The following is a 25000-nucleotide window of genomic DNA, read 5'->3' on the forward strand; positions in this document are numbered from 1 at the left end:
CCAGAAACTTCTCAATCTGAGGCTTTGTGTTCTTGACCACAATGTGCGTGGCCTGCCCATCGGAGTTTATAAAACTCACGTCAAACTTTTCAGAAGCCAAATCAATTCCGTAAATTTGCATAGCTTTTTATTAGAGAGAATCTCCTGGTCAGGACGGCCGATACTATGATAATAAATTCAAAAGGCCAATGTCTTTATTTACTCTCTGGCTTTAGTCCTGATAATAATGTCGTACCTACAACGGTTAATTGAGTCTATGCTCATGGGTACACCTTAGGCTAACGCGACATTAGGAGGTTCTTTCTTTTTTAATTGTTAATTATTTTAAGGATTCTATCTGCAAAGTTAACCTTTTCTTTGCAACTGCAAATCTAATAGTGTACACCGAAGCGCAGCGGAGGTGTGCACGGAGTGGCATGCTATACAAAAATGACAGTGTTGCAAAACTTATGATTTATCAGTTACCGCAAGGAAAGAGGGTGTTGCAAAACGTCTATTAGTAGCTGATTTGTACCCGTCAGGGGCAAGGAAAGGCCCGTAGGGCCTGTGCGAGCTTAGGCCATGGCAAGCACCCGCGCAAGCGGTGCGCAGCCATGGTATAAAGACAGATATAAGACGGCGCGCCGCGTAGCGGTGCAACAAAATGTCATGATGGTAATTCTCTGCGACTTAACGTTTTGATACGCTTGTATTGTTGTACCGCTACGCGGCACATGCTGTGGATAATTGTTTTTGTACCATGGCTGCGCACCGCTTGCGCGGATGCTTGCCATGGCCTAAGCTCGCACAGGCCCTACGGACCTTTCCTTGCTACAACAGTCCACAAATTATCTGCTTTGGGAGTTCTGCAACACCCTCTTACCTTGCTACAACAGTCTACAAATTATCTGCTTTCGGGTGTTTTGCAACACCCTCGGTTATCGGGAGAGGGGGATATACAGCTATCGCGCCCGATAATCGGCATCTTATCGCAACATTTAATCTTCGGATATATACACCGAAGTTTTCGTCTTGGGCCGGTTTTGTGCCGGCTTATCGGCTAAAAAGGGGTGTTGGTGGATTTTATTTGGCCCTGATGAGGGAGTCGGCTAATTTTGAGGATGTAAACCAAACATCCACTGACTTATGAGAACCCTTACACTTGCAGTCATGCTTGGTCTGACAGCCCTTTGCGGGACTGTCGCAGCCAAAGCCCAGGCCCCCGAATCGGGACGCATCATCCGCGAGATGCGCAGCCGCGACCCTCAGCCTTACATTTCGCCCGAACGCAAGGCCCAGATGCTCACCGAACGCATGGACTCGCTGCTCGGCCTTGACAAAAAACAGTATAAAAAGCTGTACAAAATCAATCTCAAAGAGGCGCGCCGACAGGCCGAAAATGCCGAGTCGAGTCCCTTCCGCATGGGCGGACATCCGGGCGAGGGTGGCGGACGGCCGCCGCGAGGCAACGGCATGGGACCGGGCGGTCCCGGCGGACATGGAGGTCCCGGCGGCGGACGGCCACCGCACGATTTCGACGGCAATCATGGCGGTCCGCAACACGAACGCGGACTCTCGCCCGAAGATATGGAGAAAATAAAGCAGAAGGAAGCCAAAGAACGCGAAAAGACCGAGAAGAAAATCAAAAAGATTCTGACCTCCGAGCAATATGAACGCTGGCTCAACGCCAACACCCGCCCGCCCCGCGACAAAGTGTAGACGCGCCAAACCATATACACAGAGAACGGGAGAAACGATTGTTGATTGGTGTGATCTTTTGATGTCAACAATCTTTCTCCCGTTCTATTTTTATTTTAGAGGGATTCGAGGGTTTAATAACCTCTTATTCCTCGGGGGCAAACATAGGATCCCACGGCGGCAGGAGCACGGGCTGCTGACGCAGTATCTTCTCGACCTCGGGGGTGATGTATTTCTTGTTGACCACCACGCGGAAGAGATATTCGTCAAACCATCGGTCGGTCATGATGAGATGGCCGTCGTTGGCTCCGGAGCCCCAACTGTTCTCGACCATCCACTTGCGGGGATTGCCGTTGTCGTCAAGGTCGACCGCCACGAGGGTCATGGCGTGGGACGACGCGCTGGCATGGGTGCGTATTCTGTCGGCCTTGTCCATGCCGAAACGGGTACCTAAAAGCGACTCGTAGTCATAGTTGGCGATGTCGAGCACTCCGCGGTCGCGGTCGAGATATTTCGACACGTCACACGACATGTACATGGCATTGTTGTCCTTGATCGATGCGATGGCCATCTTCTTGATTTCATCGGCGGGAAGATTGACATAGGTCCAGTTTTTGCCATCGTAGGCATGACGGTCAAACTCGATTTCATACAGCCGGCCATACTCGCGCGAGGGGTCGTTCATGAGCATCACATAATCGTTTTTCAGGTCGTTGCCGGCAAAACGCTGGTAGAACTCCTGCGGAGTGTAGGTGCGGGTGTCGACCGCATTGCCGTCCTTGTCGCGGCGGGTCCAGGTGAACTGCACGGGAGGCTCGCCGAGATTGAGGGCAAGGATACGGTATACCTCGCCGAGCATCTCGAGTTTGCGGGCCTCGAGAGCTTTCTTGTCGGCCCCTTCGGCTGCAAGACGGCGCAGGATGAGGCCGTCCTCGCGCAGACGCCAGCCAAGGAGCTGACGCATGCGGGCGGTGTTTTTGCTCGAAGCGGTCTCGCCCATCACTTCGATGGGCACCACGCCATATTTCATGAGTATGTCGGCCACGCCCGTATACTGTCCGCCGTCGCTGAGCGCGTTGGCAAAAAGCCAGTCGACCTTACGGTCATCGGCCGGGAGCGAAGCCGTGTCGATAATGCCCTGGAGAAAGAGATTGGACTTCTCGAGCTGATCCCAGAAAAATCCATAGCACTGCGAGAGCTCAAGTTTAGGCAAATCATGCTCGGCCATCATCTGGGCCCTGAGCACATTAAGCCCCGTGAAGAGCCAGCAGCGGCCCGACTTAAGCTGGTTGGTGATGCCCTTGCTGGGCACACGGTGAGAGAAGTGTGTGTCGAAATTGTTTTTGTTTTCGGCATCGAGAGCCAGCACGTCAATCTCGGTGCCTGCGATGGCGTTGTGCAGAGCTTTACAGTCCGGAGAAACCTTATAGGCACTGCGTATTTTCTCGATATTCTCGGCCGACAGTCCGCCGGGAGCGGTCACGGGCGACTTGGCCACAACCGACATCGCCATCATCGCAGCCACAGCCGGGACAAGCAAATAACGTATTTTCATGGGATTGGTATATTAGAGGATGTTTAAATAACAACTGCATGCAAAATTACGCAATTTTCCGATACCTGCAACTATTGAAGAGGCGGACAATCATAAAGTGTATCAGAGTACATTTATATATGAATAATTTAAATGAAATTACACCCACTTTGACTTAACATAACAAAATCTCGTGGATTTTTTTGTATCTTTGCGTGAAGATAAACCCGATTATGCCATGAGCGACGATAAAGACCCGCGAATACTTGTAGACACCTCCGACGATGTGGTGCGTCATGAATTGCGAGGCATGTTCCAGAGCTGGTTTCTCGACTATGCGAGCTATGTGATACTGGAGCGTGCCGTCCCGCATATCGATGACGGCCTCAAACCCGTGCAGCGACGCATACTCCACTCGATGAAGCTGCTTGACGACGGGAGGTTTAACAAGGTCGCCAATATTGTGGGTAACACCATGCAGTTTCACCCCCACGGTGACGCCTCGATTTACGAGGCCCTGGTGCAGCTCGGCCAGAAAGACCTGCTGGTAGAGACGCAGGGTAACTGGGGCAATATCCTCACCGGAGCCGGCGCGGCCGCCGGCCGTTACATCGAGGCCCGCCTGTCGCACTTCGCGCTCGACGTGGTATATAATCCCAAGGTGACGGAGTGGACTCTCAGCTATGACGGACGCAAGAAGGAGCCGGTGACCTTCCCCATGAAATTTCCGCTCCTGCTCTCGCAGGGTGTGGAGGGCATCGCCGTGGGTCTGTCGTCAAAAATCCTGCCCCACAACTTCAACGAAATCATTGACGCAGCCATAGCCCATCTCAAGGGCGAGGAGTTCACGCTCTATCCCGACTTTCCGACGGGAGGCTCCATCGACGTGTCGCGCTACAACGACGGCGAGCGCGGAGGCTCGGTGAAAATACGCGCCAAGATAGAGAAGCTCGACAACAAGACTCTCGCCATCACCGAGATACCCTACGGCAAGACCACGGCCACGCTCATCGAGTCGATACTCAAGGCCTTTGAGAGCGGCAAAATCAAGATACGCAAGGTCGATGACAACACGGCCGAGCATGCCAACATACTCGTGCACCTGCTGCCGGGCACTTCGAGCGACCGCACCATCGACGCTCTCTATGCCTTCACCGACTGTGAGGTGTCGGTGTCGCCCAACTGTTGCGTCATCTCGGAGAAGAAGCCCCACTTCATAGGCGTGAGCGACGTGCTGCGCCACAATGTGGAGCGCACGCGCACCATCCTGGGCCGCGAGCTGGAGATACAGCTCGCCGAGGTCAGGGAACAGTTGCATTTCGCCTCGCTCGAACGCATCTTTATCGAAGAGCGCATCTACAAGGACAAGGAGTATGAGGAGAGCGAAAACCGCCAGGAGGCCATCGACCACATACGCCGCCGCTTCGAGCCATGGCTCCCCAAGATGATACGCGAGATTACTGACGACGACATCATACGTCTCTTCGAGATAAAGATGGGGCGCATACTCAAGTTCAACTCCCGCAAATGTGAGGAGCAGATAGCCGCCTACCTGGCCCGCATCGACGAGCTGACCGACCGTCTGGCCCATCTCACCGAATATACCATCGACTGGTATGAGAAGCTGAAAACCAAATATGGCGCGGCATTCCCGCGCATGACACAGATACGCAACTTCGACAACATCCAGGCCGCCACGGTGGCCGAGGCCAACGAGAAGCTGTATATCAACCGCGAGGAGGGCTTCATCGGCACGTCGCTCAAGAAGGACGAGTTTCTCTGCAACTGCTCGAGCATAGACGATGTGATAATCTTCTACAAGGACGGCCGCTACAAGGTGGTCAAAGTGCAGGAGAAGCTGTCGGTGGGCAAGGGCGTGATACATGTCGACGTGTTCAAGCGCAACGACGAGCGCACTATCTATAACGTGATATATCAGAACGGCAAGGGGGGCACCTACTACATGAAACGCTTCCGTGTGACAGGCATCACGCGCGACCGCGAGTATAACCTCACGCCGGGCGAACCGGGCACCAAGGTGTGCTGGTTCACGGCCAACTCCAACGGCGAGGCCGAGGTGGTGAAAGTGACGCTCAAGCCCAAGCTGCGTCTCAAGACGCTACAGTTTGACGTCGACTTCTCCGAGCTCGCCATCAAAGGGCGCGGAGCCATGGGCAATATCGTCACACGCAACGAGGTGCACCGCTTCACGCTCAAAAAGGAGGGCGTCTCGACGCTCGGCGGGCGCGACGTGTGGTATGACCCCGATGTCAACCGCCTCAACTATGAGGGACGCGGCAATTATCTGGGCGAGTTCAACAGCGGCGACTCGGTGCTGGTCATCACCACCGGAGGCGAATATTACACTTCGACTTTCGACTCGTCCAACCATTATCCCGACAACATACTCCGCATAGAGAAATACGTGCCCCACAAAGCATGGACGGCCATACTCAACGATGCCGACCAGGGCTATCCCTATCTCAAACGATTCACCTTCGAGCCTACATCCAAGCCTCAACGCTATCTGGGCGAAAACGAGAAGTCGACGCTCATACTGCTGTCTGACGAGCCGGGCCTGCGCGTCGAGGTGACCTTTGGAGGAGCCGACTCGGTGCGTCCGCCGCTCGAAGTCACCGCCCGCGAGTTTGTGGCCGTCAAGTCATACAAGGCCAAGGGCAAACGTCTCACGACCTATGCCGTCGACCACATCACCGAGCTCGAGCCGCTCGAGGCTCCGACGGTCGACGACGAGTTTGACCCCGACAACACTCCCGGGGGAGAAGCCGCTCCGGAGGCCGACACGACAGCTCCCGACTATGTGGAGCGCAGCGACGATGAAATCCGCGACGAGCTCACCGGCCAGGCACGCCTGTTTGAGTGACCGCTCGGCTACACAGCCTGATATTGGCAAATAGATACAAAAGGGCATAAGTTTCAAAAGAAACAAAAGTTTTTTGAATTATATTTATATATTTTTTATACTTTTGCATCTTATGAAACTTATGTCCTTTTGTATCCCCACGATATGACAATCCGCACTTTCCTGCCGGCACTCCTGCTGACACTCGTCTCCGTTCTCTCCGCTTCAGCGCAGGATGAAGGGGAGAAGCCGCTGAGGCCGGTGTTTGCCGCATATACCGCCGAGGCCGGCTCGGCCCGTCTGGCCGACACGTATCTCACGCCGCTTAAATATACCGGCTGGCATGCCGGCCTGGACTACAACCGCTATCAGGCCATGAAATTCAGCCCCGGGAAGTGGACCATGCAGCTTCATGGTAATCTGAGCGTAGACCGCACCGACAATCCCGTGCGCAACGCCACCATGTGGAGCGCGATGCTCTCGCTCGAGTGGGGCATGATGAGGCGGTGGCAGCCCATAGCCACACTGCCGTCGCTGACCCTGGCCCTCGGAGGCTCGACGGGCTTGCAGGCGGGATGTCTCTACAACGCCCGCAACGGCAACAATCCGGCCTCGGCCAAAGGGGCCTGGACGGTCAATCTCACCGGCTATGCGGCCTATCGCCTCGACATAGGGCGGCTCCCCGTGACGCTGATGTATCAGCCGACACTCCCCGTGACGGGCATCTTCTTTGCGCCCGACTATGGCGAGCTCTACTACGAGATATATCTCGGCAACCGCCGGGGGCTGGTGCACGGAGTCTGGTGGGGCAATTATTTCCGCCTCGACAATCTCCTGACGGCCGACCTTCACCTGGGCGCGACCTCACTGCGCATAGGCTACAAGGGCAATCTGTTTTCATCGAAAGTCAACCATACGGTCACACACATCTATGAGCACGCTCTTGTGATAGGCATCAGCGGCGAATGGCTCTCGTATGACCCGCGCCGCCACCGCAGCTCCTCGCGGGCCAAGGTGGTGAGTCCGCTGTAACCCCTCACCTCAACCAACACCACTCCCATGCACAGGATAATATATCGCATAGCACTCCTGCTCACGGCGGCTGTCGGACTGACGGCCTGTCACGACATGGAGGAATACACCGACGACCCGCGGGGCAACTTCGAGGCCCTGTGGTCGATACTCGACGAGCATTACTGCTTCTTTGACAGCAAGAATGTCGACTGGGACAAGGTGCACGACACCTACAGCCGGCGCATAAGCGACCGGATGACGCGCGAAGAGCTGTTTATAGTCTGCGCCGACATGCTCGCCGAGCTGCGCGACGGCCATGTGAATCTCTCCGCGCCGTTCAACACCTCCTATTACCGCGCCTGGTGGAGCGACTATCCTCAGAATTTCAACAAACGTCTTATCGAGGAGTGCTATTTCAACTTCAACTACCGCCAGTCGTCGGGCATGATGTACGGGTTTCTCGAAAACAACATAGGATACATCTACTATGAGAGCTTCTCGTCGCCTGTCGGAGAGGGCAATCTCGACTACGCGCTCAACTTTCTCTCCACGGCCAACGGGCTCATCATCGACGTGCGCGACAACGGCGGCGGCTCGCTGACCAATGTCGAGACATTCGTGGCCCGCTTCATCGACCGGCCTACCCTCGTGGGCTACATATCCCACAAGACCGGGCCGGGCCACAACGATTTCTCCGAGCCCTATGCCATCACCTACCTTCCGGCCGAGGAGGGACGCATACGCTGGGCCAAACCGATAGTCGTGCTCACCAACCGTTCGACATTCTCGGCAGCCAACAATTTTGCATCGGTCATGAAAAACCTTCCCGGCGTGACCATCGTGGGCTCCGTGACTGGCGGAGGCTCGGGCGTGCCGTTCTCGTCAGAGCTGCCCTGCGGCTGGGGCATACGCTTCTCGGCCTGCTCGATGCTCGACGCCCTCGGAGAGTCGACCGAGGGGGGCATCACTCCCTCGGAGGGGTGTGCCGTCGACCTCGACCCCCTCGACGCCCTAAGCGGCCGCGACACCATTCTCGAAAAAGCTATCGAGATACTCAACAATTAGACCCTCCGAACGGTATTAATATATAATGCCTATGTTCAAGTCTCCTCATCCAAGCAACAGCCTTCCGGCACGGATCCTTCGGTTTTACATCGAGGGTTTCCGCTCCATGACCATCGGACGCAAGCTCTGGGCTCTTATAATCATCAAACTCGCGTTTATCTTTCTCATAATGAAACTGTTTTTCTTTCCCGACATCCTCTCGCGCGACTATGACACCGATGCCGAGCGGGCCGATGCGGTGAGAGAGTCAATGTTAAGACGCGGCGCGTCTTAACATTGACGGAGTTTATGGAAGTTTAAAGTTTAGAGTTTAAAATCAGGAGTTTACACCACCGAATATTACTCCGTCACGTTTCCTATCTTACTGAATCTAATCTCTCAAAATCCATATCCTTATGCATGATCTAATGACCGTTGTCGACTGGTCGCGCGGGCTTTTTGCCCTCACAGCCATGTATCACTGGCTCTTCGTGCCCCTCACACTCGGACTCGGAGTGATCGTGGGCGTCATGGAGACACTCTATTACCGCACACGCTCCGAGAAGTGGCTGACCACCACCAAATTCTGGATGACACTGTTTGGCATCAACTTTGCCATGGGTGTGGCCACGGGCATAATACTCGAGTTTGAGTTCGGCACCAACTGGAGCAACTACTCATGGTTTGTCGGTGACATCTTCGGCGCGCCGCTTGCCATAGAGGGACTGCTGGCCTTCTTCATGGAAGCCACGTTTATCGCCATAATGTTTTTCGGCTGGAAGAAAGTCAGCCCCGGATTTCATCTGGCCTCCACATGGCTCACCACAGTCGGAGCCACCATCTCGGCCCTGTGGATACTCGTGGCCAACGCCTGGATGCAATACCCGGTGGGCATGGAGTTTGACCCGGCCCAGATGCGCAACGTCATGGACGACTTCTGGGCAGTAGCCTTCTCGCCCGTGGCAGTGCACAAATTTCTCCACGCAGTGTTTGACGGCTGGGTGCTCGCGTCGATATTCGTCATGGGCGTGAGCGGATGGATGCTCATGCGCGGCCGCCGGCGCGACATGGCCCTCTCGTCGGTAAAAATAGCCGGCTGGACAGGTCTCATAGGCATGGTGCTCACCATGTGGACAGGCCACAGCTCGGCCGTCGACGTGGCCCGCGTGCAGCCCATGAAGCTGGCAGCCATGGAGGGCCTGTATGACGGCAGCCGGGGAGCCGAACTGGTGGGATTCGGCATACTCGACCCCTCCAAAGAGCGCGGCGACGACAAAGACCCGTTCCTGCTGAAGATAGCCATCCCGCGCGGCCTCTCGTTTCTGGCCCACAGCGACTTCACCACTTTCGTGCCCGGCATCAACGACCTCATCGACGGCGTGGGCATCAATGCCGAGGGCGACACGGTCAACACCGTCAGCTATGCCGAGCGCATAGCCATGGGTAAGAAAGCCCACGAGGCCCTGCGCCGATTTGACACAGCCCTGACCGCCGGCGACACGGCAGCCATGGACGCCGCCCGCGCCGAAATCAAGGAGAACTATCCCTACTTCGGCTACGGCTATCTCGAGAATGCCGACGAGGCCGTTCCGCCGGTAGGACTGACATTCTACTCCTTCCACATCATGGTGCTGGCCGGAGGCGCGCTGCTCGTGGTGCTTCTCGCAGGCCTGTGGGGAGCATACAAGCGTCCCGGGCTGTGGCAGCAACGCTGGTGGCAATGGGTGGCCATGCTGTCGGTGGCACTGGTGTGGATCTGTTCGGAGGCCGGATGGGTCACCGCCGAAGTGGGCCGCCAGCCCTGGATAATCCAGGACCTCATGCCGGCTCGCGCGGCCATCTCGGCCATCCCCGCCGGCTCGGTGATAATCACTTTCTGGCTCTTCGCGGCAGTGTTCACAGCCCTGCTCGCAGCCGAGGCCGTAATCATGGTAAAATATATCAACTCCGCCACGCGGAAGTAACACATATATAATTATGACACTCTCATTGCTACAGGAATATTGGTGGCTGCTCATATCGGTGCTCGGAGCCATCCTCGTGTTTATGCTCTTCGTGCAGGGAGGGCAGACCTATCTGCTCGGCGTCAGCGACAACACATCCGACATGGGCCGGATGATCTCGTCGCTGGGCCATAAGTGGGAACTGACGTTCACGACCCTGGTAGTGTTTGGCGGAGCTTTCTTCGCATCGTTTCCGCTCTTCTACTCTACCAGTTTCGGAGGAGCCTACTGGCTGTGGATACTCATCCTCATCAGCTTTGTGCTCCAGGCCGTGAGCTATGAGTTCCGCTCCAAGCCCGGCAACCTGTTCGGCACCCGCACCTACGACACGTTTCTCTTCCTCAACGGAGCCGTGGGGTGCATACTCTTGGGCGTGGCCGTGGGCATGATGTTTTTCGGAGCGGAGTTTCAGGTGAGCAAGGGCAGCATCCTCGATGTCGGCTCGCCCGTCATCTCGCGTTGGGCCCCGACCCATGGCTTCGAGGCCATATTTTATTGGAAAAACCTCGTGCTCGGGTTTGCCGTGCTCTTCCTGGCCCGCACCCAGGCCGCGCTCTACTTTCTCAACAATCATCCCGAGGGGGGAGAGTTTTTTGACGCCAACCGCCGCCGTGTGCTGGTCAACGGTGTCATCTTTGTGATCATCTTTCTGTTATTCGTAGGGGTGTTGCTCACCTCGCCGTCGCTCGAGACAGTCCGTAACGGCGGACTCGACGGGGGCCGCTCGGAGTTTGCCTTGGTCGACTACAAATATCTCCACAACTATCTCGACATGCCGGCCGCACTTGTGGCTTTCCTTGGCGGGACGGTTATGGTGCTCTATGGGGTACTGCGCTCGGCCTTCGCCCGTCACTACACCTGCGGCATATGGTGGAGCGGACTCGGGACGGTGCTCGTGGTGCTGAGTTTCTTCTGGGTTGCGGGCTATAACGCTACGCCCTACTACCCCTCGACACTCGACCCCTCGTCATCGCTGACCATCTACAACAGTTCGTCGTCCCACTTCACCCTCACCACCATGAGCTGGGTATCGCTCATCATACCCTTCGTCCTGGCATACATCATATACGCCTGGCGCGCAATGGATAGGAAGAGGTGAACCGGGGTATATCTGTGCTTTTTAAATCTGCGTTTCTGCCTGACGCCACTGCGGAGGCATCAGACAGAAACGCAGATTTAAAAATGAGATCTGCACATATCAGGCGACAACGATGTTTCGACTTCTCTAACAGAATAGCACAAGGCGCATTACAATACGACTATTTGTTATAGTCATGGATTTATATTATCTTTGCAAAAAACAGAAAGAGTTGGCCATAACAAAAATACAGAGACTAAGCTAATGAAAACTCAGAAAGATCAATTGATAAAAAAATTACACAGCATAGGGCTTTACGTCTTCGTTAACATTCTTTACCCTGCTATAAAAAATAATCCTGATATTGATCTTGAAGAAATATGTAGGCTATATCCTGAATACGCCAAACGAGCAAAATCAGAAATCACTAAGAAGACCCGATTAAGTTCGTCAAAATCAATTATTCTGAACGGGATGGAAGAAGAAGCTCTAATGTATATTTCCGCATCAAACAAACTTGATGATAAAAGCATAAATAAAGCATTAAAATATCTTTACGCCTTAAACAAGGCTAAAAAACAATCGATATAATTACAAATTTGTTTAATCATCAAAAAAACACTATCTTTGTAAAAGTACTGAAAACCGATTTATCATGATACGTTCAATACCAAATCCTCCTATGGGGCAAGATGACATCTCCAGATTCTACGAATCTATGGAGAAATATCTCCGTGGGGATTATACTCCCGAAGAACGTCATAAGTTAGAATTACGCAAAGCAAGAGCTAAGGCTAACGCAAAACGCATAATTGATAATTGTGGTGGACACAACCCGCTCATCGGAAATTGATTTTCGCATACAACTGATGGTTGACGCAGATTTTAAAAAAATGTCTGCGTTTTCTTGTCATGTTGAAACTCTTGATCATTTCTTTCGGCATGAAGTAAAAAACTGTGTCTCTCACAAATACCTTGCAGCCTATTGTGCGCGAAGTTTTACCGGTGAAATTATCGCTGCATTTACGCTTATGAATGATTCTCTGATGATTATAAGCGAAAATGAGAAATCCGATTTTATCAATGACCTGTTTTTTGAGACAAAAACCGAGACTGTGGATTTTCTAAAAAAACAGACTGCATATCCGGCTATCAATATAGGCCATCTTGGCACAGCCATACTATATCAGGGGCAAGGTATCGGCACTGCAATTATTGACCTTGTTGCAGAAACGTATGCCAACTATCGGCAGGCGGGATGTCAATTTATTACAGTAGATGCCCTCAATAATCCGCGCACTATCAGATTTTATCAATCAAACGGATTCTCTTTCCAAACTAACAAAGATTTCTATTCTCCCACACGCCGTATGTATAGAATATTGTGATCTTTTATATAATTACCAATCATCGACATAATTACAAATATCAAAATACTCCCAGTTCCAATATATGGCTGACGACAAGAAAGTAATATTTTCAATGGTGGGCGTGTCAAAGATTTACCCGCCCCAGAAACAAGTGTTAAAAAACATCTACCTGTCTTTTTTCTACGGAGCCAAGATAGGTATCATCGGTCTGAACGGCTCGGGTAAGTCGTCGCTGCTCAAGATTATCGCCGGCATCGACAAGAGCTATCAGGGCGAAGTGGTATTCTCGCCGGGCTACTCGGTGGGCTATCTGGAGCAGGACCCGCAGCTCGACCCCGAAAAGACCGTCATCGAAGTGGTGCGCGAGGGCGTGCAGCCCATCATGGACCTCATCGCCGAGTTTGACAAGGTAAACGAGTCGTTTGGCGACCCCGATGTGCTTGAGGATCCCGACAAGATGGATGCCCTGCTGGCCCGTCAGGCCGAGCTTCAGGACAAGCTCGACGCGGCCGACGCCTGGAACATCGACTCGAAACTCGAGCGCGCCATGGACGCCTTGCAGTGTCCGCCCGACGACCAGAAGGTGGCCACACTCTCGGGAGGCGAACGCCGCCGTGTGGCCCTGTGCCGCCTGCTGCTCCAGCAGCCCGACATACTCCTGCTCGACGAGCCTACCAACCACCTCGACGCCGAGAGCATCGACTGGCTCGAACAGCATCTCCAGCAATATCCCGGCACTGTCATCGCCATCACCCACGACCGTTACTTCCTCGACCATGTGGCCGGATGGATTCTCGAGCTTGACCGCGGCGAGGGCATACCCTGGAAGGGCAACTACTCGTCGTGGCTCGACCAGAAGACCAAGCGCATGGCCCAGGAGGAGAAGCAGGCGTCAAAACGTCGCAAGACTCTGGAGCGCGAGCTCGAATGGGTGCGCATGGCCCCCAAGGCCCGTCAGGCCAAGGGCAAGGCCCGTCTCAACAGTTATGACCGACTGCTCAACGAGGACCAGAAGGAGCGCGAGGAACGTCTGGAGATTTTCATCCCCAACGGTCCGCGTCTCGGAGCCAAGGTAATCGACGTGCAGGGCTTCTCCAAAGCGTTTGGCAAGAAACAACTGTTCAAGGACCTGAGCTTCTCGCTGCCGCAGGGCGGCATCGTGGGCGTAATCGGCCCCAACGGTGCGGGCAAGACCACACTCTTCCGCCTCATCATGGGTCAGGAGACACCCGACGCGGGTTCGTTTGAGGTAGGCGAGACCGTCAAGGTGGCTTACGTCGACCAGACCCACCACGACCTGGTGCCCGAGAAGAGCGTCTATGAGGTAATCTCGCAGGGTGTGGAGAGTTTCCGCATGGGCGGACGCGATGTCAACGCCCGCGCCTATCTGTCGCGCTTCAACTTCACCGGTGCCGACCAGGAGAAGAAAATCGGAGTGCTCTCGGGCGGCGAGCGTAACCGTCTGCATCTGGCCATGGCTCTCAAAGAGGAGGGCAACGTGCTTCTGCTCGACGAGCCGACCAACGACATCGACGTCAACACACTGCGCGCACTCGAGGAGGGTCTGGAGGACTTTGCCGGATGTGCCGTTGTGGTGAGCCACGACCGATGGTTTCTTGACCGTATATGCACACACATACTCTCGTTTGAGGGTGACGGCAATGTAGTGTTCTACGAAGGCTCCTACTCCGACTACGAAGACTACAAGCGCGCCCACAACGGCGGCAAGGAACCCACCCGCCGCCGCTATCGCAAGCTGATGGAATAAAAAACTGAAAGATACAAAAGGACAAAAGTCTCAGAAGAAACATAGGGTATTACTCATCTATAAACCAACCGTTTAAGACAAGTAATACCCTATGTTTCTTTTGAGACTGCTGTCCCTGTAGTATATCCCTGCATCCGGGGAGGGTTATTTTAATCAGTCTTTTTAATAGTCCGGATAATGATGATATGCACAAAAATTCGTAGATTTGCAACGGAGTCATTGTTTCTCTTCGTAAGAGAGGCCTGACTTACAGATAGGTCAAAATGTAATATCCATATTTTTTTCATCATTGTTACATATGCAAAGAACACGAAATCCATTCCTTGCAATGGCTACTATTATGCGCATCTCCCTGTGCATAATAGTGTTGCTGTTATCGGGAGGGGTAATTCCCGCCCATGCGCTATCGGCCTCCGACATTGTCGAGGCCAAAGGCACGGTATCTGACGAACAAGGTGAGGCCCTGCCGGGCGTGACCGTGACACAAGTCGGATCCTCTTCCAATGTTGTAGTGACCGACCTCGACGGCCTGTACACTATCAAAGTCCCCAAGGGCAGCGTTGTAGAGTTTACCTATATCGGCAAAAATCCCGCTCAGGTGACCGTCAGCGCGTCCAAGACCTATGACGTGACTCTCTATGACAACGAGACTATGCTCGACGAAGTGATGGTGACCGGCTACTCGACCATCTCGAAGGCACAGTCGACCGGTGCGTTTCAGAAAATTTCGGGCGAGACACTCCAGTTGCGCCGCATGGACAATCTGGAGGACATCCTCGAGGGCAATATCGTAGGATATGTCGACGGAAAGATACGCGGTGTCACCACCATGAACGCTATCGCCAATCCGCTCGTGGTCATCGACGGATTTCCGGTGGAAAACGCTTCGCTCAACCGTGCGGGCCAGACTTCGGAAAACATGCCCGACCTCAACCCCGAGGACATCGAGAGCGTGACTGTGCTCAAGGATGCCGCCGCAGCTTCGATCTACGGTGCGCGCGCAGCCAACGGTGTGATTGTCATCACTACCAAGAAGGCTCAGGTGGGACGTCCTGAAGTGAGCTTCTCGGCCACTCTCACCACTCAGAAGTATTCACAGTATGTCGACAACCGCACCGACGCGGCCGACATCATCGCACTCGAGCGCGCCTGGGCCGCACAGTATCCCGACCTGCTGGCCGGCGGCAGCACGGCCTCCAAGGTGGCCGACGACATGCGTCTCGGCACCATGCCGAGCCAGGGCGTCAACACGCTGCTCGACATGTATACCGGCGCGATGTCGATGGACGAGGGCAACGCCCGCCTCAACTCGCTGGCCACTCTGGGCTACCGCTACTATGACCAGACCAAGGAGTATGGCAAGCGCAATCCCTTCCACCAGCAGTACAACCTGCGTGTGGCACAGTCGTCGGAACGCAACAGCTTCAACGCTTCGGCCACATTCTGGAAACACAATTTCGAGGACGTCAACCACGGCGACCACTCGCTCGGCCTGAATATCACCGACCAGATGAAGGTCACCGACTGGCTCACCGCCGACTTCGGAGCCTACATCAAATATGGCCGCGAGAATATCCAGAACTATAATCTGCTCAACCCGGGCTTTACCTTCCTGCCTTATGACGGGCTGGTGGCCGCCGACGGCAGCTATATAGCCGCTCCGGCCCAGGGCGATGCAAGCCGCCGCGAGTCGATAGCCCAGTATGGCATGGTGCCCGAGGTGCTGGTGCCCATGGACGAGCTCAACTATGGCCGCTCCAAGGCCAAGAGCCTCGAGACCCGTGTGTTTGGCAAGCTCCGCTTCAACTTCACTTCATGGCTCAACTATGACGTGCAGTTTCAGTATGAGACGGCCAACACCGACACCGACTATCTCCAGGACCGTTACAGCTACAACATCGTGACTCGCCTCAACAGCTTCGTGACCCGCAACGCAGCTAACGGCGCGCTCACCTACAATCTGCCCGAGGGCGACGTGATGTATCGCACGGCCCTCAAGTCGCGCGGATATGATTTCCGTCAGCAGCTCAACTTCAACTACCGCCTCAACGACCTGCACAACATCCTCGTGTTTGTCGGACAGGAGGTGCGTGACAACCGCATGACTTTCACCGACAACACCTACTTTGGCTACGACCCCGAACTGCTGTCATGGCAGCCGTTCAACCAGCAGAGCCTCAGCTATTTCTCAGGTGTGCTCGGAGCCGCCCAGCTCAATATGTCCAACCTCGAGTCGATGCATGAGATTTCCAACCGCTTCGTCTCGTTCTACGGCAACGCGTCCTACTCGCTGGCCGACAAATACAACCTCACCGCGAGCCTGCGCTGGGACCGCTCCAACCTGTGGGGCACCAGCTCGAAATATCAGAACAAGCCCATATGGTCAATCGGTGCGAGCTGGAACCTCAACCGCGAGTCGTTTATCGGCGAGCAGTGGTGGCTCAACAATCTACAGCTCCGCGCATCCTACGGTATCGGCGGTAACATAGGCCGCAACACCGCACCCTACATGACAGCCCAGTATTTCCCCGGCTCGTTCGGCACCACCGGCATGGTGATAGCTCCGCCCAACAAGGACATACGCTGGGAGAAGACCCGCACCATCAACGTGGGCGTAGACTTTGACCTGCTGCGCAACCGCCTGTGGGGTAGCATCGACTATTATCACAAGAAGAGCACCGACCTTCTCGCGCTCATCAGCGGCTCGCCCACACAGGGATTTGGCTTCTCGACCCTCACCACCAACAACGGTGCCATGAACAATCAGGGCTTTGAGCTCAGCCTCTCGGGCCAGATCATACGCAAGGCCGACCTCGTGTGGACCTCGACCCTGCTCTATGCCCTCAACCACAACAAGGTCAAGAGCATCTCCATCCAGCCCTCCAACTATGACTCGCGTCTTACTCTCCCCACCTCCTATCCGACCATCGACAACCCCTACAACGCTATCTATGCCTACCGCTGGGCCGGCCTCAGCCCCGAGGGCGAACCTCAGATATATGATGCCGAGGGCAACGTGACCACCAATGATGTGCGCGATGTCAACGCCATCGTCTACAGCGGTACCACTGTGCCTGTACACAGCGGCTCGTTCTCCAACGTGGTGAGATGGAAGGGTCTCGAGTTCTCGGCCATGGTGACTTTTGCCTTCGGCCACAAGGTGCGCGACACTCTCACCCCGACCATCTCCATGACCTCGGGACGCATCGTCACCACCAGCAAGGACATCATGAACGCCTGGAGCAAGCCCGGCGACGAGGCCTTCACCGACGTGCCCCGTCTGCTCTTCTCCAACGACACGGCCAACTATAACTCCTATCGCAACAAGATCTACAGTTACTCCGACCTCTTCATCTACGACGCCTCCAACATACGCATCCGCGACATCGGCGTCTCCTATCTGCTCCCCTCCCAGATATGCCGCCAGGCCTATCTGAAGCAGGTCAAATTCAGATTCTCGGTCGAGAACGTAGCCACCATCGCCATGGACAGCAAGGCCCACTACCTGCTGGGAGGCAAGGAGAGCCCCAACTTTGTATTCGGCCTCAACCTCGGCTTCTAAGAGGGTGTTAAAAACAATCCACTTTTACGACAACCAAATATGAAACTTATACATAATATACTGTCAAAAGTCGCTCTCGCCGGCCTGGTGCTCACGGCTACCTCGTCGTGCAACGACTTTCTCAACGAGATACCCAAGGGCCAGAAGATTCCTACCACCTGGGAGGACTATAACGCCTTTCTGCGCAACAACAATACGTCAAACTATGAGACCGAGCAACTGCTCTTTCTCCTTGGTGACTATTTCCGCTCTCCGGCCAATCTCAACAACAACGAGCTCACCCGCGCCAACTATCTCTATCTCGAGGACGTGAACCGCACGCTCATCAACAGTAGCGACAACATGGCCTATTACAGTGCCTACGAGATGATGTTTTACTACAATCTCATCATCGAGGACGGCATGAACACCACCGATGCCACCGAACAGCAGCGTCAGATGCTCGTGGCTCAGGGCAAGGTGCTCCGCGCCATGACCTATCACTATATCGTCAACTATCACGCCGACCAGTACTGGACCGACACCCGCGACAAGCTCTCGGTGCCCCTGCTCACCTCGGCGTCGGTGGAGGCTCCCTCGCCCCAGGGCACACTCCAGCAGGTGTATGACCTCATGCTGTCAGACCTCACCTCGGCCATCCCCTATCTACCCGAGTATGGCGAGACGATACTCCATCCCACCAAGGCGGCCGGCTATGGCATGCTGGCCCGTGTGCTCCTATCGATGGGCCGCTATGACGAGGCTCTCACCGCCGCCGAGAATGCTCTGGCCATCAACGACGCGCTCTATGACTGGGTGAAGTTTTACAACGACAACAAGGAACGCATCGAGAATACCACTGAGTGGAACGCGGCCACTACCGTCAATCCCGAAATGAACAATCCCGAGAACTATATCTATCATCAGGCCTCGTCAAACTACTGGCAGGGCCAGAGCGGCGGCGCACTCACTATCCCCGTGGAACGTGCCGAGAGGTTTGAACCGGGCGACATACGCCTGCTCGCCCACTGGCGTTACTACATCACCGGCGCGGGCGTGGAGTATTATCGCGGCATCTATGGCAACGTGCCCAACTTCGGCGGCATCCGCTCGGCCGAGATGTATTATATCAAGGCCGAATGTCAGGCCCGTGCCGGACAGTGGCAGGACGCGCTCGAGACGGTCAACAAGGTGCGCCGCACCCGTTTCCTTCCCGAATATTACACCGACCTGACCGCTTCTGACCAGACCGAGGCCATCAACAAAATCATTGACGACAAGGCCAACGAGTTTGTGCAGACCCAGGTGATATTCTGCGACTATCGCCGTCTCAACAAGGAGGGGCTCTATCCGCGCACTCTCACCAAGACCATCGACGGTGTGACATACACCCTCCGTCCCAACTCTCACCTGTGGATAATGCCTTATCCCATCCAGGTGCTTGACAACCCCGGCAACAACCCGATAGTCCAGACTGTCGACATGTAATCTCGTCAGGGAGATACAAAAGGACAAAAGTCTCAAAAGAAACAGAAGTTTTTTTATATCCTGCGCACTGTTTGCGTGCCATGAAGGATATAAAAAACTTCTGTTTCTTTTGAGACTTTTGTCCTTTTGTATCTCCATAGGAGCAAAAAAAATGACGCAGGCCCGGATGGCTTGCGTCATTTTTTATCCTATATAATGGTAATTATTCTACGGTCACTGATTTGGCGAGGTTACGGGGCTGGTCTACGTCCTTGCCTTTGCCTACGGCGATGTAGTAGGCGAGCAACTGGAGGGGTATGGAGGCCACGAGGGGGGTCAGACACTCGGGCACCGAGGGAATCTCGATGCAGAAGTCGGCGATGTCGTTCATGGCTGTATTGCCCTTTGACACGATGGCTACCACGGCTCCGCCACGGCTCTTGACCTGCTGCACGTTGGAGATAATCTTGTCGTAGAGCGAGTCGCTCGGGGCTATAATCACGCTGGGCATCTCATGGTCGATGAGCGCGATGGGTCCGTGCTTCATCTCGGCTGCGGGATAACCCTCGGCGTGGATATAGGAGATTTCCTTGAGCTTGAGCGCGCCCTCGAGTGCGGTGGGATAGTTGTAGCCGCGGCCGAGGTAGAGGAAGTTGTGGGCATAGGTGAATATGCGCGAGAGGGTCTGAACCTCGGGGTCACACTTGAGTGTCTCCTCGATGATTTCGGGCATTGCCTTGAGGGCGGTGGCCACTTCACGCACGGTGTCGGTGTCGATGGCTCCGCGCAACTGGCCTACGGCGAGGGCGAAGAGCGTGAGCACTGTCACCTGGCCGGTGAAGGCTTTGGTGGAGGCTACACCGATTTCGGGGCCTACATGGATATATGTGCCCGAGTCGGTGGCGCGGGGTATGGAGGCTCCGACTACGTTGCAGACTCCGTAGACAAACGCGCCTTTCTCCTTGGCGAGCTGTATGGCCGCAAGGGTGTCGGCTGTCTCGCCCGACTGGGAGATGGAGATTACGATGTCTTTCTCGTTGAGTACGGGGTTGCCGTAACGAAACTCGGAGGCATACTCTACCTCGACGGGTATCTGGCAGAAGTCCTGGATGAGACGCTTGCCGATGAGGGCGGCGTGCCATGAGGTGCCGCAGGCCACGAGGGTGATGCGCTCGGCCTTGAGGAATCGCTCTTTGTTGAGCTCGACACCCGAGAGCACTACGCGCGAGCAGTCGTCGGTGATGCGTCCGCGCAGACAGTCGCGCAGGGTCGAGGGCTGCTCGAAGATTTCCTTGAGCATGAAGGTGTCATAGCCGCCCTTTTCGAGCTGGGCCAGAGAGAGCTTGAGTTTCTGTATGTCTATCTCGGAGGGGGCGTTGGAGTCGATCGAGACTATCGAGAGGGGCTCGTTGCGGCGGATGACGGCAATCTCGTTGTCCTTGAGATAAATCACCTTGTCGGTGTATCCGATGATGGGGGTTGCGTCAGAGGCGATGAATGTCTCGCCTTCGCCGACTCCGATTACGAGCGGAGAGCTCTTGCGGGCCACTACGAGTGTGTCGGGGTCGCCTTTCTCGACGACAGCCACGGCATAGGCTCCTTCGACCTGCAGCAAGGCTTCACGCACGGCCTCGACGAGTGAGCACGACGATGTGTGCTTGATGTAGTCGATGAGCTGCACGAGCACCTCGGTGTCGGTCTCGCTCTTGAACGAGTAGCCATGCTCGGTGAGGGCTTCCTTGAGCACTGAATAGTTCTCGATGGTGCCGTTATGCACGAGTGCTATCTCACCGCTCTGCGACACGTGGGGATGGGCGTTGATGTCGTTGGGCTCGCCGTGTGTGGCCCAGCGGGTGTGGGCTATGCCGAGGGAGCCTTCGGTGCATCCGGCGGCTGCGGTCTGCTCGAGATTGGCCACCTTGCCGCGTGCCTTGTGTACGTTGAGAGAGCCGTCGCAGGTCACGAGTGCCACGCCGGCAGAGTCATATCCTCGATATTCGAGACGTTTAAGTCCTTGTATTAATATTTCATAGGCTCCGTTTGAGCCGAGGTATCCTACGATGCCACACATATAGCTTTAGATTGTAATAATGGTTTTATACAAAGTTACGAAAAATTTATTGATTAAACAATAAGCAATTAAGAGAACACTACGGTTTTGTTGCCGTAGGTGAGTATCTTGCGCTGGATGTGTTTCTCCACCGCACGCGAGAGCACGATTTTCTCGAGGTCACGCCCTTTCTTTACAAGATCCTCCACGGTGTCCTTGTGGGTGATGCGGACTGTCTCCTGCTCGATGATGGGGCCGGCGTCGAGATCGGTGGTCACATAGTGGCTGGTGGCTCCGATGAGCTTGACTCCGCGCTCAAAGGCCTGATGATAGGGCTTGGCTCCGATAAACGCGGGCAGGAACGAGTGGTGGATGTTGATGATGTGGTTGGGGTAGCGGCTGATGAAATCTTCCGAGAGCACCTGCATGTAGCGTGCAAGCACGATGAAGTCGACACCATACCTGTCAAGAATCTCAAACTCGCGCTGCTCCATCTCGGCCTTGTTGTCGCGCGTGACGGGCACGACTTCAAAGGGTATGTCGAACTGCTTGCCTACGATGGCCAGGTCGGGATGATTGGATATGATGACGGGTATCTCCACGTCCCACTCTCCGGCTATGTAGCGCGAGAGCAGATCATAGAGACAGTGTGACATCTTGGACACAAATATGGCCATGCGCTGACGGTGGCTCGTGAAGCTCAGACGATAGGTGAGCTCGTAGCGGGTGGCATAGAGGGTGTCGAAATAGTCCTTGAGTTTCTCCTTGGGTATGAGAAAGTCGGCTATATCCCACTCCACGCGCATGTAGAATATACCGGCGGCGCGGTCGACATACTGGTCAAGATAAAGGATATTACCGCGATTGGAGGTAATAAACTCGGTGATTACCGCTATGATGCCGGGCTGGTCGGGGCAATGCATGCGCAGGACTGCCGTATCAGTACGCTTCTTTTCCATATGACGATAAAATTTGGCTGCAAAGTTAGTCAATTTTCCCGAATATAAAAATCCCGGCGGGCGATATACCTGAAAAACACGCTGTTGCAGCCTCTTTGGCAACACAATTCAAGACAATGCGAAATCTCCGTTGTCCTGTATAAAATATGAAAGACACCCCCATGGCCCTGAGGGCTGCCGGGGATGTCCTTCTTATCGTTTCGCTCCGGCCTGCTGACCGGGGCGGTCACTCGGGCATGAGATTACTTGCCGGCGAGCTTCTCCTTAAGGCTTGCGAGAGCCTCGAGGTCGCCAAGAGTGGTCTTCTCGAGCGGAGTAGTGAGCACGGGGGTCTCCTCGGCTGCACGACGGCCACCGCCGCGACGCTCACCGCGTGCGTTTTCACGCTTGCGGGGCTGCTCGGCGCGCTCGCCCTTCTGCTCGTCCTCAAATGTGCGGCTGTGCGAGAGGATGATGCGCTTGGAGTCCTTGTTGAACTCGAGCACCTTGAACTCGAGCTTCTCGTCGAGCTGGGCACGGCTGCCGTCGGCCTTAACGAGATGCTTGGGAGTAGCGAAGCCCTCTACGCCGTAGGGGAGAGCGATGACTGCGCCCTTCTCCACGAGCTCGATGATGGTGCCTTCGTGTACTGAACCAACGGTGAAGATGGTCTCGAATACATCCCAGGGATTTTCTTCGAGCTGCTTGTGACCGAGAGAGAGACGACGGCTCTCCTTGTCGATGTCGAGCACCTGAACGTCGATGTTGGCACCGATCTGGGTGAACTCGCTGGGGTGCTTAACCTTCTTGGTCCAAGAGAGGTCAGAGATGTGGATGAGGCCGTCTACGCCCTCTTCGATCTCAACAAACACGCCGAAGTTGGTGAAGTTGCGCACGCGCGCGCTGTGCTTCGAACCAACGGGATATTTGGTCTCGATGTTCTCCCAGGGATCGTTGCGGAGCTGCTTGATGCCGAGCGACATCTTGCGGTCCTCGCGGTCGAGAGTGAGGATTACGGCCTCGATCTCGTCGCCTACCTTCATGAAATCCTGAGCTGAACGCAGGTGCTGGCTCCAGGACATCTCGCTCACGTGGATGAGACCCTCTACGCCGGGGGCGATTTCTACAAATGCGCCGTAGTCAGCCATAACGACTACTTTGCCCTTCACCTTGTCGCCAACCTTGAGCTCTGAATCGAGAGCGTCCCAGGGATGGGGGAGGAGCTGCTTCAGACCGAGAGCGATGCGCTTCTTCTCGTCGTCAAAGTCGAGAATCACGACATTGAGCTTCTGGTCGAGCTGTACAACCTCTTCGGGATGGCTTACGCGGCCCCAAGAGAGGTCGGTGATGTGGATAAGACCGTCAACACCGCCGAGGTCGATGAACACACCATAGGAAGTGATGTTCTTGACTGTGCCCTCGAGCACCTGACCCTTCTCGAGCTTGGCGATGATTTCGCGCTTCTGCTGCTCGAGCTCGGCCTCGATGAGTGCCTTGTGGCTTACCACTACATTCTTGAATTCCTGATTGATCTTAACGACCTTGAACTCCATGGTCTTGCCCACGAAGATGTCGTAGTCGCGGATGGGCTTGACGTCGATCTGCGAGCCGGGGAGGAAGGCCTCGATACCGAACACGTCGACAATCATGCCACCCTTGGTGCGGCACTTGATGAAGCCCTTGATGACTTCGTCCTTCTCGAGAGCCTCGTTGATGCGGTCCCAAGAACGTGCTGCGCGGGCTTTGCGGTGAGAGAGGATGAGCTGTCCCTTCTTGTCTTCCTGGTTCTCGATGAACACTTCTACTACGTCACCTACTTTGATTTCGGGATTGTAGCGGAACTCGCTCATGGGGATGATGCCGTCGCTCTTATAGCCGATGTTAACCACAGCCTCACGCTTGTTGAGCGAGATGATGGTACCTTCGATTACGTCCTTGTCACGCACGGTGTTGAGCGATTCATCATAGGTCTTGGTAAGCTCCTCGCGCGACTTCTCGCCCTTGGTCTCACCATTTGCATACGCTTCCCAATCGAAATCTTCGAGCGGGGAGTTTTTTACTTCTTCAGTCATTAAAACTGGATAATGGGGTTAATAAATAGGGTTAATTAATACTGCCATCGGCCTTTACCGGCACAATAGCGGCGCAAAGGTAGTAATTTTTTCCCATTTCGCAAAAAATCAAGCAATTAAAAAATGTTTTCCGAGGAGATACAAAAGCTCCATAAGCTCAATAAGAAACAAAAGTTATAAAAGGGGATACAAAAGTTTCATACGTTTAAAAAGAAACAAAAGTTTTTAAACTTATGAAACTTTTGTATCTCCTCCCCGGGTATGGCGGGGTGCGGAGTGGGGATAAAAAAAGTCCGCCCGGATTCCTGTGCAGGAGTCCGGGCGGACGGAAGGGGCGGTTATCTACTTTCCCACTTTCGCAGTATCATCGACGTGGTGAGGTTTAACTTCTCTGTTCGGAATGGGAAGAGGTGGAGCCCTCACGCTATGGCCACCTTAAGATTGTTCGCAGTCGCTGAAGGTCTATGACCGACGCGCTGTATAAGGTTAAGAGAGTGTCCGGAAAGCGACAAATCATTCACTCATTGCAACAACCGACGTATCACTTCGTCGACCCAAGGCTTTCTTGAACGATCTGTCCA

At 54.6% G+C, this 25000-nt stretch carries 16 protein-coding genes and 1 rRNA gene; 12 read left to right on the plus strand and 5 right to left on the minus strand.

Annotated features, from left to right (window positions below):
• The first annotated feature begins 1125 nt into the window (after positions 1-1125).
• Positions 1126-1698: a DUF4890 domain-containing protein gene (locus tag QGT73_RS06255; protein ID WP_280121845.1), complete on the plus strand. Its 573-nt coding sequence runs from the start codon at positions 1126-1128 to the stop codon at positions 1696-1698.
• Between the two features lie 124 nt (positions 1699-1822).
• On the opposite strand, the gene QGT73_RS06260 is transcribed toward QGT73_RS06255, so the two are convergent.
• Entirely contained in the window at positions 1823-3232 is a 1410-nt protein-coding gene (locus QGT73_RS06260) for a C1 family peptidase (RefSeq protein ID WP_280121846.1), read from the minus strand.
• Between the two features lie 217 nt (positions 3233-3449).
• On the opposite strand from QGT73_RS06260, the gene QGT73_RS06265 reads away from it, so the two are divergent.
• The 11 genes from QGT73_RS06265 (at position 3450) to QGT73_RS06315 (ending at position 19380) form a co-directional block, all read left to right on the plus strand.
• On the plus strand, positions 3450-6095 hold the full coding sequence (locus tag QGT73_RS06265; protein WP_280121847.1) for a DNA gyrase/topoisomerase IV subunit A: 2646 nt from the start codon (positions 3450-3452) through the stop codon (positions 6093-6095).
• 144 nt (positions 6096-6239) lie between these two features.
• The gene (locus QGT73_RS06270) at positions 6240-7106 is read left to right on the plus strand and encodes a DUF3316 domain-containing protein (protein WP_280121848.1); all 867 of its coding nucleotides are present in this window, start codon (positions 6240-6242) and stop codon (positions 7104-7106) included.
• 27 nt (positions 7107-7133) lie between these two features.
• Complete coding sequence (locus QGT73_RS06275; RefSeq protein WP_280121849.1) at positions 7134-8153, plus strand: S41 family peptidase; 1020 nt, start codon at positions 7134-7136, stop codon at positions 8151-8153.
• Positions 8154-8184: 31 nt separating this feature from the next.
• Positions 8185-8427 (plus strand): DUF4492 domain-containing protein, encoded by a 243-nt coding sequence (locus QGT73_RS06280; RefSeq protein WP_280121850.1) that lies wholly within the window; start codon positions 8185-8187, stop codon positions 8425-8427.
• A gap of 121 nt (positions 8428-8548) precedes the next feature.
• Positions 8549-10096 (plus strand): cytochrome ubiquinol oxidase subunit I, encoded by a 1548-nt coding sequence (locus tag QGT73_RS06285; protein WP_280121851.1) that lies wholly within the window; start codon positions 8549-8551, stop codon positions 10094-10096.
• 13 nt (positions 10097-10109) lie between these two features.
• Entirely contained in the window at positions 10110-11234 is a 1125-nt protein-coding gene (locus QGT73_RS06290; RefSeq protein ID WP_280121852.1) for a cytochrome d ubiquinol oxidase subunit II, read from the plus strand.
• A 243-nt stretch (positions 11235-11477) separates the two neighbouring features.
• Positions 11478-11804, plus strand: coding sequence for a hypothetical protein (locus QGT73_RS06295; protein ID WP_280121853.1), 327 nt, complete (start codon positions 11478-11480; stop codon positions 11802-11804).
• A 278-nt stretch (positions 11805-12082) separates the two neighbouring features.
• On the plus strand, positions 12083-12601 hold the full coding sequence (locus QGT73_RS06300) for a GNAT family N-acetyltransferase (protein ID WP_280121854.1): 519 nt from the start codon (positions 12083-12085) through the stop codon (positions 12599-12601).
• Between the two features lie 64 nt (positions 12602-12665).
• A complete protein-coding gene (ettA, locus tag QGT73_RS06305; RefSeq protein ID WP_123616809.1) occupies positions 12666-14351 on the plus strand; it encodes an energy-dependent translational throttle protein EttA in 1686 nt (561 codons plus the stop codon).
• 328 nt (positions 14352-14679) lie between these two features.
• Positions 14680-17913: a SusC/RagA family TonB-linked outer membrane protein gene (locus QGT73_RS06310; RefSeq protein WP_280121855.1), complete on the plus strand. Its 3234-nt coding sequence runs from the start codon at positions 14680-14682 to the stop codon at positions 17911-17913.
• Between the two features lie 39 nt (positions 17914-17952).
• Entirely contained in the window at positions 17953-19380 is a 1428-nt protein-coding gene (locus QGT73_RS06315) for a RagB/SusD family nutrient uptake outer membrane protein (RefSeq protein ID WP_280121856.1), read from the plus strand.
• Positions 19381-19582: 202 nt separating this feature from the next.
• Here QGT73_RS06315 and glmS read toward each other — a convergent pair whose 3' ends face one another.
• The 4 genes from glmS to rrf form a co-directional block, all read right to left on the minus strand.
• Positions 19583-21430, minus strand: a complete 1848-nt coding sequence (glmS, locus tag QGT73_RS06320) for a glutamine--fructose-6-phosphate transaminase (isomerizing) (protein ID WP_280121857.1) — start codon at positions 21428-21430, stop codon at positions 19583-19585.
• Between the two features lie 68 nt (positions 21431-21498).
• Complete coding sequence (gene purU, locus QGT73_RS06325) at positions 21499-22368, minus strand: formyltetrahydrofolate deformylase (RefSeq protein ID WP_123616814.1); 870 nt, start codon at positions 22366-22368, stop codon at positions 21499-21501.
• 242 nt (positions 22369-22610) lie between these two features.
• Complete coding sequence (rpsA, locus tag QGT73_RS06330) at positions 22611-24419, minus strand: 30S ribosomal protein S1 (protein WP_280121858.1); 1809 nt, start codon at positions 24417-24419, stop codon at positions 22611-22613.
• Between the two features lie 329 nt (positions 24420-24748).
• Positions 24749-24857 (minus strand): 5S ribosomal RNA (gene rrf / locus QGT73_RS06335).
• Between the last annotated feature and the right edge of the window lie 143 nt (positions 24858-25000).

The sequence above is a fragment of the Duncaniella muricolitica genome, assembly GCF_910574735.1.
GTDB lineage: Bacteria > Bacteroidota > Bacteroidia > Bacteroidales > Muribaculaceae > Duncaniella > Duncaniella muricolitica.

Excerpts from the sequence above, each read along its gene's own strand:
- QGT73_RS06255 (WP_280121845.1), top strand. The coding sequence starts at position 1,126 with ATGAGAACCCTTACACTTGCAGTCATGCTTGGTCTGACAGCCCTTTGC.
- QGT73_RS06260 (WP_280121846.1), bottom strand. The coding sequence starts at position 3,232 with ATGAAAATACGTTATTTGCTTGTCCCGGCTGTGGCTGCGATGATGGCG.
- QGT73_RS06265 (WP_280121847.1), top strand. The coding sequence starts at position 3,450 with ATGAGCGACGATAAAGACCCGCGAATACTTGTAGACACCTCCGACGAT.
- QGT73_RS06270 (WP_280121848.1), top strand. The coding sequence starts at position 6,240 with ATGACAATCCGCACTTTCCTGCCGGCACTCCTGCTGACACTCGTCTCC.
- QGT73_RS06275 (WP_280121849.1), top strand. The coding sequence starts at position 7,134 with ATGCACAGGATAATATATCGCATAGCACTCCTGCTCACGGCGGCTGTC.
- QGT73_RS06280 (WP_280121850.1), top strand. The coding sequence starts at position 8,185 with ATGTTCAAGTCTCCTCATCCAAGCAACAGCCTTCCGGCACGGATCCTT.
- QGT73_RS06285 (WP_280121851.1), top strand. The coding sequence starts at position 8,549 with ATGCATGATCTAATGACCGTTGTCGACTGGTCGCGCGGGCTTTTTGCC.
- QGT73_RS06290 (WP_280121852.1), top strand. The coding sequence starts at position 10,110 with ATGACACTCTCATTGCTACAGGAATATTGGTGGCTGCTCATATCGGTG.
- QGT73_RS06295 (WP_280121853.1), top strand. The coding sequence starts at position 11,478 with ATGAAAACTCAGAAAGATCAATTGATAAAAAAATTACACAGCATAGGG.
- QGT73_RS06300 (WP_280121854.1), top strand. The coding sequence starts at position 12,083 with ATGGTTGACGCAGATTTTAAAAAAATGTCTGCGTTTTCTTGTCATGTT.
- ettA (WP_123616809.1), top strand. The coding sequence starts at position 12,666 with ATGGCTGACGACAAGAAAGTAATATTTTCAATGGTGGGCGTGTCAAAG.
- QGT73_RS06310 (WP_280121855.1), top strand. The coding sequence starts at position 14,680 with ATGGCTACTATTATGCGCATCTCCCTGTGCATAATAGTGTTGCTGTTA.
- QGT73_RS06315 (WP_280121856.1), top strand. The coding sequence starts at position 17,953 with ATGAAACTTATACATAATATACTGTCAAAAGTCGCTCTCGCCGGCCTG.
- glmS (WP_280121857.1), bottom strand. The coding sequence starts at position 21,430 with ATGTGTGGCATCGTAGGATACCTCGGCTCAAACGGAGCCTATGAAATA.
- purU (WP_123616814.1), bottom strand. The coding sequence starts at position 22,368 with ATGGAAAAGAAGCGTACTGATACGGCAGTCCTGCGCATGCATTGCCCC.
- rpsA (WP_280121858.1), bottom strand. The coding sequence starts at position 24,419 with ATGACTGAAGAAGTAAAAAACTCCCCGCTCGAAGATTTCGATTGGGAA.